Origin of the sequence: Kitasatospora sp. NPDC059795, assembly GCF_042732175.1 — a bacterium.
GTDB lineage: Bacteria > Actinomycetota > Actinomycetes > Streptomycetales > Streptomycetaceae > Kitasatospora.
In genome coordinates, this window is the sequence record NZ_JBHWID010000017.1 from 1 (window position 1) to 13,708 (window position 13,708).

At 72.8% G+C, this 13,708-nt stretch carries 11 protein-coding genes; 9 read left to right on the forward strand and 2 right to left on the reverse strand.

What is annotated here, in order from left to right; all coding sequences use genetic code 11:
• The 3 genes from ACFV4P_RS28960 to ptsP all read left to right on the forward strand — a co-directional run.
• On the forward strand, positions 1-187 hold a 187-nt coding region (locus ACFV4P_RS28960), incomplete at its 5' end, for a hypothetical protein (RefSeq protein ID WP_380476085.1).
• 348 nt (positions 188-535) lie between these two features.
• Positions 536-985 carry a PTS glucose transporter subunit IIA gene (locus tag ACFV4P_RS28965; RefSeq protein ID WP_073816059.1) on the forward strand — a complete coding sequence of 150 codons (450 nt, stop codon included), beginning with the start codon at positions 536-538 and terminating at the stop codon, positions 983-985.
• 29 nt (positions 986-1,014) lie between these two features.
• The gene (gene ptsP / locus ACFV4P_RS28970; RefSeq protein ID WP_380476087.1) at positions 1,015-2,685 is read left to right on the forward strand and encodes a phosphoenolpyruvate--protein phosphotransferase; all 1,671 of its coding nucleotides are present in this window, start codon (positions 1,015-1,017) and stop codon (positions 2,683-2,685) included.
• A 123-nt stretch (positions 2,686-2,808) separates the two neighbouring features.
• On the opposite strand, the gene ACFV4P_RS28975 is transcribed toward ptsP, so the two are convergent.
• Positions 2,809-4,851: an acetoacetate--CoA ligase gene (locus ACFV4P_RS28975; RefSeq protein ID WP_380476331.1), complete on the reverse strand. Its 2,043-nt coding sequence runs from the start codon at positions 4,849-4,851 to the stop codon at positions 2,809-2,811.
• A gap of 307 nt (positions 4,852-5,158) precedes the next feature.
• Here ACFV4P_RS28975 and ACFV4P_RS28980 point away from each other — a divergent pair, with 307 nt between their 5' ends.
• Entirely contained in the window at positions 5,159-6,790 is a 1,632-nt protein-coding gene (locus tag ACFV4P_RS28980; protein WP_380476089.1) for a phytoene desaturase family protein, read from the forward strand.
• Positions 6,791-7,115: 325 nt separating this feature from the next.
• Here ACFV4P_RS28980 and ACFV4P_RS28985 read toward each other — a convergent pair whose 3' ends face one another.
• Positions 7,116-7,679: an NUDIX domain-containing protein gene (locus tag ACFV4P_RS28985; protein WP_380476091.1), complete on the reverse strand. Its 564-nt coding sequence runs from the start codon at positions 7,677-7,679 to the stop codon at positions 7,116-7,118.
• A gap of 275 nt (positions 7,680-7,954) precedes the next feature.
• Between ACFV4P_RS28985 and ACFV4P_RS28990 the strand changes: the two genes are divergently transcribed.
• The 5 genes from ACFV4P_RS28990 to ACFV4P_RS29010 all read left to right on the forward strand — a co-directional run bounded on the left by ACFV4P_RS28990 (position 7,955) and on the right by ACFV4P_RS29010 (position 13,628).
• Positions 7,955-8,236: a hypothetical protein gene (locus ACFV4P_RS28990; RefSeq protein ID WP_380476093.1), complete on the forward strand. Its 282-nt coding sequence runs from the start codon at positions 7,955-7,957 to the stop codon at positions 8,234-8,236.
• Positions 8,237-8,475: 239 nt separating this feature from the next.
• On the forward strand, positions 8,476-9,498 hold the full coding sequence (locus ACFV4P_RS28995; protein ID WP_380476095.1) for a UbiA family prenyltransferase: 1,023 nt from the start codon (positions 8,476-8,478) through the stop codon (positions 9,496-9,498).
• A gap of 47 nt (positions 9,499-9,545) precedes the next feature.
• Positions 9,546-11,159 (forward strand): class I adenylate-forming enzyme family protein, encoded by a 1,614-nt coding sequence (locus tag ACFV4P_RS29000; RefSeq protein WP_380476333.1) that lies wholly within the window; start codon positions 9,546-9,548, stop codon positions 11,157-11,159.
• Positions 11,160-11,292: 133 nt separating this feature from the next.
• Positions 11,293-12,810: a protoporphyrinogen/coproporphyrinogen oxidase gene (locus ACFV4P_RS29005; RefSeq protein WP_380476097.1), complete on the forward strand. Its 1,518-nt coding sequence runs from the start codon at positions 11,293-11,295 to the stop codon at positions 12,808-12,810.
• The gene (locus tag ACFV4P_RS29010) at positions 12,810-13,628 is read left to right on the forward strand and encodes a methyltransferase (protein ID WP_380476099.1); all 819 of its coding nucleotides are present in this window, start codon (positions 12,810-12,812) and stop codon (positions 13,626-13,628) included. The genes ACFV4P_RS29005 and ACFV4P_RS29010 overlap by 1 nt, the downstream gene beginning before the upstream one ends.
• The last annotated feature ends 80 nt before the right edge of the window (positions 13,629-13,708 follow it).

A 13,708-nucleotide genomic window follows, 5' to 3' on the forward strand; every position in this document is an offset into this window, starting at 1 on the left:
ATATCTGGCGTTGACTTTTGGCACGCTGTTGAGTTCTCAAGGAACGGACGCTTCCTTCGAGCCGCATTCCTGCGGACCCTCCGGGCGCTTCGTTCGTGTTTCGAGCTTATCAGATCGTTTCCGCGGTGTTGACCGAGGGTTTACGTTCTCGACTTGCTCTGTTTACCGCCGTTGCGCGGCGACCTGAGCAACGATAGCGGGTCGGTGGCCGAGTGCCTAATCGAGGCCGGAGCGGATCACTCGGACGGCAGCGCCAGCCCGTGCGGGAGGGGCCGAGGGGGGCTCACCCGGATGCCGTAGAGTGCGGCGCGTTGGCCAAGAGGACTAGACCACTTGAGGGTGGCGGGTTCGGAGGAGAGGGTGCGCGAAGGTCGGTTCGTGCACGGCGGGGTGAATGTCGGGGGTGATCTTCACTCGGGCGACGCGTGGGCGTTACGTACCAAAATGTCTGAGTTGACGTACTTTGGGTCCGTCGATCAACGGGCCGCTGCCCCGCGGCCGCACGCGATGTACTCCGTACCTGGGAGGCTCCACCATGACCACTGTGACGTCGCCGCTCGCCGGACGTGCCGTCGGCCTCGCCAATGTGCCCGACCCGGTGTTCGCGGGAGCGATGGTCGGGCCGGGGACGGCGATCGATCCGCTGCGGGAGCCGGTGGAGGCGGTGTCGCCGGTGGACGGGCAGGTGGTGTCGATGCACCCGCACGCGTTCGTGGTGATGGACGAGAACGGGCACGGGGTGCTGACGCATCTGGGGATCGACACGGTGCAGCTCAATGGGGAGGGGTTCGAGCTGCTCGTGCACAAGGGGGATCGGGTGAAGCGGGGGCAGCCGGTGATCAAGTGGAATCCGGCGGCGGTGGAGGCGGCGGGGAAGTCGCCGATTTCGCCGATCGTGGCGCTGGAGGCGTCGGCGGACCAGTTGAGCGGGGTGGCGGAGTCCGGTGAGGTCACGGCCGGCGGCGACCTGTTCGTCTGGAACTGACGGCGACAACGGGCGAAGGGGTTCGGACCATGGAGCGGACGCTGCACGGTGTGGGCGTGAGTCACGGGGTCGCCATCGGGCCGGTGCGGCACATGGGGACGGCGGTGCTGGAGCCGCCGACCACGCAGGTCGCGGCTGCGGAGGTGCCGCGTGAGCAGGCTCGGGCACAGGCCGCGGTCGAGGCGGTGGCGGCGGATCTGATCGCGCGCGGGAACCTGGCAGGTGGTGAGGCGCAGGCGGTGCTGGAGGCCCAGGCGCTGATGGCGCAGGACCCGGAGCTGCTGGCGGACGTGAACCGGCGGATCTCGGAGGGCAACAGTGCGGAGCGCGGGGTGTACGACGCGTTCGCCGCGTACCGGGACCTGCTGGCGGCGGCGGGCGAGTACTTGGCGGGGCGGGTCGCGGACCTGGACGACGTGCGGAACCGGATCGTGGCGCGGCTGCTGGGGGTGCCGATGCCGGGGGTGCCGGACAGTGACGAGCCGTACGTGCTGCTGGCGCGGGACCTGGCGCCGGCGGACACGGCGTTGCTGGATCCGGCGCTGGTGCTGGGGTTCGTGACCGAGGAGGGCGGGCCGACTTCGCACAGCGCGATTCTGGCGCGGGCGATGGGGGTGCCGGCGGTGGTGGCGATGCCGCGGGCGACGGAGGTGGCGGAGGGGGTGGTGGTCGCGGTGGACGGGTCGACCGGCGAGGTGCTGGTGGAGCCGTCGGCGGAGCGGCGGGAGGAGTTGCGGCGGCTGGCCGCGGAGCAGCAGGCGGCGTTGGCGGCGTCCTCGGGGCCGGGGCGGACGTCGGACGGGTTCATGGTGCCGCTGCTGGCGAATGTGGGGGGTCCGGCGGACGTGCCGGCGGCGGTGGAGAACGGGGCGGAGGGCGTCGGGCTGTTCCGGACCGAGTTCCTCTTTCTCGACGATTCGGCGAAGGCGCCGAGCGAGGACAAGCAGGTCCAGGCGTACCGGAAGGTGTTGGAGGCGTTCCCGGAGGGCCGGGTGGTGGTGCGGGTGCTGGATGCGGGGGCGGACAAGCCGCTGGACTTCCTGACGCCCGGGGACGAGCCGAATCCGGCGCTGGGGGTGCGGGGTCTGCGGACGTTGTTGGAGCACCCGGAGGTGTTGCGTTCGCAGTTGCGGGCGTTGACGCGGGCGGTGGAGGGGCTGTCGGTGCGCCTGGAGGTGATGGCGCCGATGGTGGCGGACCGGGAGGATGCGCGGGCGTTCGCGGCGGCCTGTCGGGAGGCGGGGTTGGACGCCAAGGTCGGGGCGATGGTGGAGATTCCGTCGGCCGCGCTGCGGGCGGGGTCGTTGCTGCGGGAAGTGGAGTTCCTGTCGTTGGGGACGAACGACCTGGCGCAGTACGCGTTCGCGGCGGACCGGCAGGTGGGGTCGCTGGCGCGGCTGCAGGATCCGTGGCAGCCGGCGCTGCTGGATCTGATCGCGGCGGCGGCGGAGGCGGCGACGGCTGCGGGGAAGAGCTGCGGGGTGTGCGGGGAGGCGGCGTCGGACCCATTGCTGGCGTGTGTGCTGACGGGCCTGGGGGTGACCAGTCTGTCGATGGGGGCGGCGTCGATCCCGTACGTGCGCTCGGCGTTGGCGCAGGCATCGTTGGCGCAGTGCCGGCAGGCGGCGGAGGCGGCGCGGGCGGCCGACTCGGCCGAGGAGGCGCGGGCCGCGGCGCGGCAGGTGTTGTCCGGGGCGTAGCGCCGTCCGGACCTTCGACTCCCGAGGGGTCGCTGCCACCGTGGGGGTTGGCGGCGGCCCCTCGGGGCATTGGTGTGCGGTCGGTGCTTTGCGGTTCAGTGCTTGCGGGTCGGTGCTTGCGGGTCAGTGCTTGCGGGTGGTGGCGAGCTGTTCGAAGAAGCGCAGGTGGTCGAGGTTGTCGACCGAACCGGGGTTGACTGCCTTGGTGAGCGGGGTGCCGGCGAGCAGGCGCTTGACGGGGACTTCGAGGCGCTTGCCGGTGAGGGTGTGCGGGAGGCCCTGGACGGTGATCACCTCGTCGGGGACGTGGCGCGGGGAGAGTTCGGTGCGCAGCGAGGTGCGGATGCGGGCGGTGAGGTCGTCGTCCAGGACGGCACCGGGGGCGAGCACCACGAAGAGCGGCATCCAGTAGCCGCCGTCGGGTTCCTCCAGGCCGATGACCAGGGATTCGGCGATCTCGGGGAGGCGTTCGACGACCTCGTAGATGTCGGCGGAGCCCATCCGGACACCCTGGCGGTTGAGGGTGGAGTCGGAGCGGCCGTGGATGACGACGGTGCCGCGGCCGGTGGCGGTGATCCAGTCGCCGTGGCGCCAGATGCCGGGGTAGGTGTCGAAGTAGCTGTCGTGGTAGCGAACGCCGTCGGGGTCGTTCCAGAAGCCGGTGGGCATGGACGGGAGCGGCTTGGTGACGACGAGCTCGCCGACCGCGTCGGTGAGCGGGTGGCCGGCGGGGTCCCAGGCTTCGACGGCGGCGCCGAGGCAGGGGGCCTGGATCTCGCCGAGGTGCACGGGGAGGGTGGGGACGCCGCCGACGAAGCAGGAGCAGACGTCGGTGCCGCCGCTGACGGAGGCGAGCCAGACGTCCGGCTTGACCTCGTCGTAGATCCACTGGAAGCCGTCGGGCGGGAGCGGGGAGCCGGTGGTGCCGAGGCAGCGGACGGCGGACAGGTCGAGGTCGCGTCCGGGGTGCAGTTCGGCCTTGCGGCTTGCGATGACGTAGGCGGCGGAGGTGCCCAGGACGGTGGCGCGGGTGCGGGCGGCGACCGACCAGAGGGCGCCGGTGTCGGGGTGTCCCGGGCTGCCGTCGTAGGTGACGATCGTGGTTCCGGTGAGCAGGCCGGCGAGGAGGAAGTTCCACATCATCCAGCCGGTGGACGTGTACCAGAGGAAGCGGTCGTCCGGGCCGAGGTCGAGGTGGAGGGCGGCCTGCTTGAGGTGCTCGACCAGGATGCCGCCCTGGCTCTGCACGATGGCCTTCGGGAGGCCGGTGGTGCCGGAGGAGTAGAGCACCCAGAGCGGGTGGTCGAAGGGGACGGGTTCGAAGACCGGCTCGGCCTCCCCGGCCACCAGGTCGTCGTAGTGGAGCGTGCCCTCGGGGGCGGGGGTGTCGAGCAGCGGGACGTGGACGACCGTGCGGAGGGTGGGGAGTTCGCGGCGGAGCTCGGCGACCACCTCGGTGCGGTCGTGGTTCTTGCCGCCGTAGTGGTAGCCGTCGACGGCGAACAGGACGGTCGGCTCGATCTGCTGGAAGCGGTCGAGGACGCTGCGGGCGCCGAAGTCGGGGGCGCAGCTGGTCCAGGTGGCGCCGACGGCGGCGGTGGCGAGCAGGGCGACGGCGGCCTGCGGGATGTTCGGCAGGTAAGCGCTTACCCGGTCGCCCGGGCGGACGCCCCGGGCCCGCAGCGCGGCGGCCAACGAGCCGACCTGGCGGCGCAGTTCGGACCAGCTGGTGGCGACGGGCTCGGCGGTCCGCTCGTCGAGGTGGAGAATCGCCGGGCGGTCGGCGTTGGCCGGGTCCTCGGCGGCGCGCAGGGCGTGCTCGGCGTAGTTGAGGGTGGCGCCCGGGAACCAGCTCGCACCCGGCATGGTGGCCGGCTCGGCGAGGACGGCGGTGGGCGGGGTGTGGAAGCGCACGTCGAAGTACTCGGTGACGGCGGTCCAGAAGCGCGGGAGGTCCTCGACGGACCAGCGGTGGAGGTCCGCGTAGCGAGTGGCGGCCTCGGCGTCGGTGGCGACCGGCGCGAGCGGGGCGGCCGGGGCTCCGTGGTGCTCGGCGGCCCAGCGCTGGAAGGCGACCAGCCGGCTGGCGGCGGCGCGGGCGGGGGCCGGGCGCCAGAGCGGGGCGGTCGGTGCCGTCGGGTCGGTCCGCTCGGTCGGCTCGGTCAGTGTCGTCGGCTCGGTCGGCTCGGTCGGCTCGGGGTGCGGGGGCTGCTGGTCCTGGGAAGTCGGAGGGGTGCTCACGTGGTGGTCTCCAGGCCGGTGGGGACGGATGGGCTTGTGGCAGGCCGTCCGTGGGTGCTGACGGTGCAGACCATGCCACGTGATGGCCCGGGGGTCCAGGGTTCATCCTGGTGGTGGACCGTGCGGGGTGCTGGGGCGGTACGGGCATGTGAGTGGGGCGGCGACTGCTGCGCGGTGGGTGGTGGGCGGCGGTGGGGTGGTGGGCGGCGGTGGGGGGTGGTAGGACGGCGGGATGACGGTGGCTTATGACGTGGTGATCGTGGGTGGCGGGCACAACGGGCTTGTGGCGGCCGGGTATTTGGGGCGGGCCGGGTTGCGGGTGCTGGTGCTGGAGCGGCTCGGGCACGTGGGTGGGGCGGCGGTCTCCGAGCGGGCGTTTCCCGGGGTCGATGCGCGGCTGTCCCGCTACTCGTACCTGGTGAGCCTGCTGCCGCGGCGGATCCTCGAGGACCTGGGCGTCCGGGTGGAGCTGCGGCGTCGGCGGATCTCCTCGTACACGCCGTGGGAGCGGGACGGGAGGGCCGGCGGACTGCTGGTGGATGCCTCGGACGAGCGGCGGACGGCCGACTCCTTCCGCGAACTGACGGGCGGAGAACAGGAGTTCGCAGCCTGGCAGGAGTTCTACGGGATGACTGGGCGGGTGGCGCAGCGGGTGTTCCCCGGACTGACGGAGCCGTTGCCGTCGCGGGCGGAACTGCGTGCGCGGGTCGGCGATCCGGTGGCCTGGGCGGAACTGTTCGAGCGGCCGTTGGGCGAGGCACTGGAGCGGCGGTTCACGGACGACGTGGTGCGGGGCGTGGTGCTGACGGACGCCCTCATCGGGACGTTCACTCATGCGCACGATCCCTCGCTGCGGCAGAACCGGTGCTTCCTCTACCACGTGATCGGCGGGGGCACCGGCGACTGGGACGTGCCGGTGGGCGGCATGGGTGCGGTGACAGGTGCGCTGGCCGACGCGGCCCGGGCGGGCGGGGCGGAGTTCCGGACGGAGTGCGAGGTCGTCGCGGTGGATCCGGGCGGGCCGGGGCGACCGGCCGAGGTCGGGTACCTGGATGCGGACGGGGTGGAGCGGCGGGTCGGCGCGCACTGGGTGTTGTGCAACGCTGCGCCAGCGGAGTTGGCGCGGCTGTTGGGTGGCGAGTCGGGGGCGGGGGCCGCAGCGGCGGCGGGTGAGGGGGCGGGGCCTCCGGAGACTCCGGAGGGGGCGCAGCTGAAGGTCAACATGCTGCTTCGGCGGCTCCCTCGGCTACGGGACGGCGCGGTGGATGTACGGGACGCGTTCGGGGGGACGTTCCATGTCGCGGAGTCGTATCGGGAGTTGGAAAGCGCTTACCGAGTGGCTTCGGCGGGGCGGCTCCCCTCCCCCGCGCCGTCCGAGATCTACTGTCACTCGCTGGCGGACCGGTCGATTCTGGGGCCGGAGGTGCCGGCCGGGTGGCACACGCTCACGCTGTTCGGCCTGCAGATGCCCGCGCGGCTGTTCGCCGACGATCCGGAGGGGGCGCGGCGGGCAGCGCTGAAGGGCGTGATGGCCGCGCTCGACGGGGTGCTGGCGGAGCCGCTCGCGGACTGCCTGGCGGTCGACGGGGACGGTCGGCCGTGCCTGGAGGTGCGGAGCCCGTTGGACCTGGCGGCCGATCTTCGGCTGCCGGGCGGCAACATCTTCCACCGGGAGTTGGCGTTCCCGTTCCGGGAGGAGGACGGGGTTCGGGAGGGCGCCGGGGTTCCGGAACGAGCGTCCGGCCGGTGGGGCGTGGAGACCGAGAACGCCCGCGTCCTGGCGTGCGGGGCCGGGGCGGTGCGGGGTGGCGGGGTCAGTGGGATTCCCGGGCACAACGCGGCGATGGCGGTGCTGGGGAAGTAGCGGCGGGGTGAGGGCAGCGCTGGGGGGACGGCGGGAAAGCGCTTACCGGTTGGGTCGGGCACCGTAGGACGGGCGGATGTCCGGTGGCGACGGGAAAGCGCTTACCGGTTGGGTCGGGCCACCGAGGCGGCAGATGCCGGGTGCGGCGGGAAAGCGCTTACCCGTTCGGTCGCGCCGCTTCCGGGTCAGTGGGCCGCACGGCGTGGGGCGGGGCGCGGCGGCGGGCGGCGGGAAAGCGCCTTCCCGTTGGGTCGGGCTCCCTCGAACGGGTGGGCGGTAAGCGCTTTCCCTCTCCCCCGGGCTGCTCGTCCTGCGCCCTTACCGCTTACCGCGTGCTCAGTGGGTGGGCGAACTCGCCGTTGAACCAGGAGCGGGCCACGCGGGTGTGGAAGGGGAAGGCGAGCGGGGTGTCGAGGGTGGCGAGGTGCCAGCCGTCGGTCTCGTCGGTGGGGGTGGACGGGGGGAGGTCGGCGAGGTTGCGGGCGGGGAGGAGGGCGAACAGACAGAGGAATCCGCCGAGGGTGTCGGAGTCGGTGGAGACCAGGCGGGCGTCGGCGGGGTCGGCCAGGATGCCGGTCTCCTCCCGCAGTTCGCGGACGGCGGCCTGCTGCCAGCTCTCGCCGTAGTCGACGTAGCCGCCGGGGAGGGCGAGTTCACCGAGTCCGGGTTCGATGGTGCGGCGGATGACGGTGAGCCGGGTGTCCCCGTCGGGGTGGTGGACGGGGAGGAGTGCGACGGTGACCGGGAGCGGGTTGCGGTAGCTGGTCTCGTGGCAGCCGGGGCAGGTGCGCGGCCAGGTCGCGGTGCCGGCCGGGTACGACGTTCCGCACCAGTGGCAGTGCGTGTTGGGGCCGAAGTGGGCGGGACGGGCGGACGGCTGGGTCGTCATGGAGGGATGGTAGTTCGATCGGATGACGGTCCGGGCGCGAAGCGAAAAGCCGGGAGCGAGGGGCCGGCGGCGACTGCGGATCAACGGGCGGCCGGGGGCGCGCGGTGGTGCGGACAGAGTGACCGGGCGGGGCCGGGCTCCGGCCAGGTGGGTGAATGCGGAGTGCACGGTTGGAATTCGGGCGCGGGAGCGCGATAGCGATGGGATGAGCCCGCAACATTCCCGGGCGTCGATCATGTTTAAGGATGATTGTGCGAACAATTCTGGTTTCCCTGATGGCTGCAGCCTCGGTGCTCGGCATGGCGGCTCCCGCGCCTGCCGCGACGCGCTCGGCGAGCGGTGAGGTGGTGGTGTTCTCCACCGAGGCGCAGCCGCTGGACGTCTACCGCAACCCGTCCGGCTGCCAGCAACTCCCCACCATCGCCCACGTGTTGAACAACCGGACGGACCGTCCGGTGCACGTGTACGGCAACCCGTTCTGCGTCGGCCCGTCGGTGACGGTGCAGCCCGGTTACGGGACGCACGTGCCGGGTGGCGCGGGGAGTTTCTCGGCCTGAGGGCCTGATTCTGCGGATCGAAAATATGGGCGGGCGGGCGGCGGAATAGCCGCCCGCCCGCTTTTGCGCTTATCACAGAAATGCATCAAACCGGTGGCTCTGTGTCATCATGTTCAGCGCCGACTTCTCGCCTGTCGTGGCGAATTGACGCGCCGTCAGCGCGGTCGGCTCGTTGTCTGAGGCCCCCCGGCGCAGTGGCGTCCCGGGGTTGCGGCCGCCATTGAGAGGACTGCGTTTCCGTGGAGCATGTCGCTGTGTCCGCCGCCCCGGAGGCGGCGGTCGCTGCCCCCGGGGCGGCAATCGCCCCCGCGGGCGCTCCGGCCGCCTGGCGGGCGTACGCCAGGTTGGCCAAACTCGACATCTACGACTACTACTTGAGCGTTCCGCTGGTCGCCGCGATGGTGGTGGCGACCGGGTCGGGTGCGACGGTCGGGGCAGGAGTCGGCGTCACGCTGGCGGTACTGATGCTGTTCCTCGGCGGCGAGGTCGCGATGAGCGCGGCGATGTGCACCTTCGACGACGTGACCGGCTACCGGGACGGCAGCGACGCGGTGAACTACGGGCCCGACGCGCCGGCCCGTCGGCTGGCCCGAAAGCCTTTGGTGGCAGGCACGTTGACCGAGCCGCAGGCGATCAGGTTCGGCTGGGCGACGGTGGCGGCGTGCGTGCTGTGCTGGCTGGCGGCGGTCGCGTTGGCGCCGGCCCGGCCGGCCTGGGCGGTGGCCGGGGTGATCGCGCTGGCGGTGTGCGGCTTCCAGTACTCGTGGTGGCTGCGGATCAGCTACAACGGCTTCCAGGAGTTCTTCCTGGCCGCGCTGGGCTGGCTGTTCGTACTGCCGCTGTACGGCCTGCTGACCGGGCGCTTCGACGGCTTCGTCGCGGTGCAGGCGCTGGTGTTCGGCCTGGGTCCGCTGCTGTTCGGCGTGTACTCCAACACCAATGACATCCCGGGTGACCGGGCGGTGGGCCGCAAGACGGTCGCCGTGCTGGTGTCGCCGCGCGGCAACGCCGCTTTCGTGGGCGGGTGTTCGGCGCTGGAGGCGGCGCTGCTGGTGGGTTCGGCGGTCGCCGGGATCGCGCCGTGGTGGTTCCCGCTGGTGATGGCTCCGGTGATGGCGCTGCGTGCCCGGCAGTGGGTGCTGGGGTTCGTCCGGGGCGACATTCTGATCGCGCGCCGGCTGGGCATCCACCTGCACCGGCTGTGCTGCGCGCTGCTGGTGGGCGTGGACCTGGCGGTCGCGGTGTTCGGCGGCGGGCTGTGACGGGGCCGGGCCGGGCGACCCGGCGCGGCGGCGGACTCGCGTCCGTGGTGCGGCGGTTGCCGCTCGACCTCGGCCCGCTCTTCGACACCCTGGCCGAGCAACGCCCTTCCGTGAACGTCCAGTTGGGGCGTCCGCTGGATCTGGCACCGAACCGGGGCAGCAGCTGGGACACCGCCGCACTGGCCGAGTTGGTGCGGGAGACGGCGGCCTGGCTCGCGGCGGCGGGGGCGCGGCCGGGGTCGTCGGTGGCGATCGTGAAGCGCAACCACTGGGACTACGTGCTGCTGGCGTGCGCGGCGGCGCGGCTCGGGGCGGTGCCCGCGCTGCTGTCCGACCGGGTCGCGCCGGACGGGTTGGCCGCGTTGCTGCATCGGCTGCGTCCGGACGTGCTGGTCACCCAGCGGGACGTCCTGGCGGGCGCCCGGGCGGCCGGGCACGACCTGGACCGGCTGGCCGTCCGGACGGTGTGCCTGGACGGGCCTGCGGAGGGTGCGTTGACGCCGGACGACCTGCGGGGCGGGGCGGTTCCGCCGGTGCACTCGCGCGGGGACGACGAGCCGCTGGCGGTCATTCACACCTCGGGGACCACCGGGGTGCCCAAGCTGGTGGTGCACTCCACCCGGACGTTGATCCGGCGGCTGTCCGCGTTCGAGGCGCGGCCGTGGCCGGTGCTGTCGGTGCGTGGGGACGACACGGTCGCCAGCGCCATCTCGTTCGCCCATGGCCGTGCGCTGACCTGGACCGTCAGCGCGTTCTGGCGGGCCCCGCGCACCGTCGTCCTGCTGCCGGACTCCGATCTGTCGACGGCCGCGGCGCTGCTGCGCAGCCACCCGCCGACCGTGCTGGAGGCGATGCCGTCGCACTACGTGCGGTGGCAGTCGCTGGCCGAGGACGGTGCTTCCGAGGCGAATCCGTTCCGGGACGTGCGGCTGTTCATCTCGACCTTCGATGCGATGCATCCGCCGACGGTGCGGTCCTTCCTGCAGGCGAGTCGGCGGCGGCGGCCGTTGTGGATGCAAGGTTGGGGGCAGAGCGAGACCGGTCCGTTGAGCTTCCGGTTCCTAACTCGGAAAGCGCTTTCCGCACCCGCTGGTCGGCATCCGACCACCCGTGATCTGGGGCGTCCGGTGCCCGGGTGGGTACGGGTCAAGGTGGCCGATCCCGAGCGGCCCGGGCGGTCGGTGCGGCGCGGCGAGACCGGCATGCTGTACGCCCGCACCGGCGCGCTGTGCCTCGGCTACCTCGGCGAACCCGAACGGTGGGCGCAGAAGGTCGACGGCCCGTGGTTCAACACCGGCGACCTCGGAGTGCACACCCGGGACGGTCGGGTCTTCGTGCTGGACCGGGAGGTGGACATGGTTCCCGGACTGAGCTGCGTCGAGATCGAGGACGTGCTGCACGAGCGGCTGCCGGACGTCGAGGAGGCGGTACTGCTCTCGGTGGCGGACGGCCGCCCGCAGCCGGTGCTGGTCACCGCGGCCGGCGACCTCGACCCGCAGCGCTGGCAGGACGCGGTGCACGATCTTCCGCCGCTGGCCGAGCCGCTGCTCGTCCCCTGGGACGCGGTGCCGCGCACGGCCACCGGGAAGGTGCGGCGGCACGAGTTGCGCGAGCAGGTGCTGGCGGGGAGTTCGCCGATCGGGACGGGGCGGTGGACGTGAGCCGGTGGCCGGTGGGGCGACGGCCGGTGGGGCGGTAGCTCGCGGGTCAGTGGCCGGTGGGTCGGTGGGTGGCGGGTCGGCAGGTGGCCGGTGGGCAGGCGGGCAGGTGGTGGAGCGGATGGAGGAGTTGGGCGTGGACGAGCTCGATGTCGCGGTGGTGGGTGCGGGGATCGCGGGGTTGTCCGCGGCGCACCACCTGGCTGCCGCCGGGCGTGAGGTGCGGGTCTTCGAGGGTGCGGACCGGGTGGGTGGGCGGATGGCGTCCACTCGGGTGGACGGCTGGCTGCTGGACGAGGGCGCGGAGACCATCGCGGGTGCCGGGTACGAGGCGACCTGGGAGCTGATTCGCGCGGTCGGCATCCCGGAGTCGGAGGTACCGGTGATCGAGCCGGGCTTCGCGCTGTGGCGGGGCGGCCGGGCGCATGCCCATCTGGGCCGTCCGAAGGGGCTGTTGACAGGTGCGGGGCTGTCCTGGCGCGGGCGGGCGGCATGGTTGCGGTTCGCGGCGGAGCTGTCCACGTCCTGGCGCGGCTTCGACCCGGACCGGCCGGAGACCGCACCCAGTCGGGACCGGACGCTGAGCGAGTTCTGCGCCGGTTCGGCCGGGCGGCAGGACCTGCTGGCCGCGATGCTGCAACCGCTTTCCAGTCACTGCTTCGGGTGGCGGCCGGAGAAGTCCGCGATGGCGCCGATGGTGGCGACGCTGATGTCGGTCGGCGGGGCCGGCGCGCGGTGGATGACGTACCGGGACGGCATGGACACCCTGGCCCGGCGGCTGGCCGAGCGCCTCCGGGTGGAGGTGGGCGTGCGGGTGGTGGCCGTCCGGGAGCAGCCCGGCGGGGACGGCGTGCGGCTGCGGTTCGCCGACGGCGCGGAGGTGGTGGCCCGGCAGGTGGTGCTGGCGGTGCCCGCGCCGCTGGCATCGGAGCTGCACGAAGATGCCGCGACGGACGCGCGTCCGTACCTGGCGGCCAGTACGTACACGCCGATGCTCAAGGTCGCGTGTCTGCTGGACCGTCCGCTGCCGAGTCCGACCCGCTCCCCCAGTTACGCGATGTCGGTGCCGGAGAGCGAGAGTCGGGTGTGCACGGGTCTGATCCTGGACCATCTGAAGGCGGAGGGCCGCGCGCCCGAGGGGCGGGGCCTGGCGAGTGTCTTCGCGTCGCCGTGGATCTCCCCCGAGTTGCTGGACGAGTCCGACGAGCGGGTCGTGGAGACGGTCTGTGCGGAGGCCGAGCGCTTCCTGCCGGGCCTGCGGGACGCCACCGTCCGTACCTTGGTGCACCGCTTCCGGCTCGGTCTGCCGCAGGGTTCGCCGGCGGCGGTGCGGGAGCGTGCCGCGTTCCTGGCCCGACCGGCCCGGGCGGTGGAGTACGCCGGTGACTGGGTGATGCTCCGGCCGAGCAGTGAAGGTGCCGTCCGTTCGGGCAAGTTGGCCGCCGAGCGGGTGCTGGCGTTCGCGGCGGAGCGGCCCGGGGCGGTGGCGGTGCCCGGGCCTCGTGCGGCGGAGTCGTCGGATGCGGCGGGGGCGGTGGGGGCGGTGGGGGCGGTGGGGGCGGGCACTGTGGTCGTGGAGGGTGCGGGGGCGGAGGGCGCGGTGGCGGATGCTCCGGGTGAGCGGGCCGTCGACGAGTCGGCCGGGGCCGCCTGATGGGTGGCGTGGTACGGGAGTTGGCGTCCGGGCGCGGTGGCGGTTCGTACCTGTTCGACAACGCCAGCGCGCATGCCGGTGGGCAACATCGGTGTCTGGCCGGGTGGTTGGACCGGATCAGTATCGGCGAGCTGAGCCGGGTCGGGGTGCGGCCCGGGATGAGCTGTCTGGATGTCGGGGCCGGGGCGGGGAGCATCTCGCTCTGGCTGGCGGATCAAGTCGGGCCCGGTGGTGCCGTGTTGGCCACGGATGTGGCGCCGATGCCGATGGCGGAGCGGCCCGCGTTGACGGTGCGGCGGCACGATGTGGTGCGGGACGCGCTGCCGGAGGGCGCGTTCGACCTGGTGCATGTGCGGCTGGTGCTGTCCCATCTGCCCGCGCGGGAGGCCGCGTTGGGGCGCCTGTTCGCGGCGCTACGGCCGGGCGGCGTGCTGCACCTGTTGGAGTTCGACGCCGAGTACGCGCCGGTGCTGACCGCCCCGGACGATCGTGCCGCGGATCTCTACGAGCGATACCAACAGGCCAAGTTGAGGGCTTTCGTGGCGCGCGGTTCGGACCAGGGGTGGGGCCGGAAGTGTGCCGCCGCGATGGCACGCGCCGGGTTCGTCGACGTGGACGCGTCGCCGTACCTCGACACGCTCGCTCCCGGCACGCCGCAGTTGGAGATGCAGGTGCACAACACCTGGCACCTGCGGGACGCGCTGCTGCGCGAGGGGCTGACGGACGACGAACTCGCGGAGCTGCGGGCCATGTTCACCGATCCGAGGTTCCGGGCCTGCTCGAACGTGGTGTACGCCGTGCACGGCCGCAAGCCGTGAAGTCGGGTTCCGCCCCTCGCCCCTCGCCCCTCGCTGCTCGGAAACAGGGCAGGGGGGCGAACGGGTGGCGGGGCAATAGG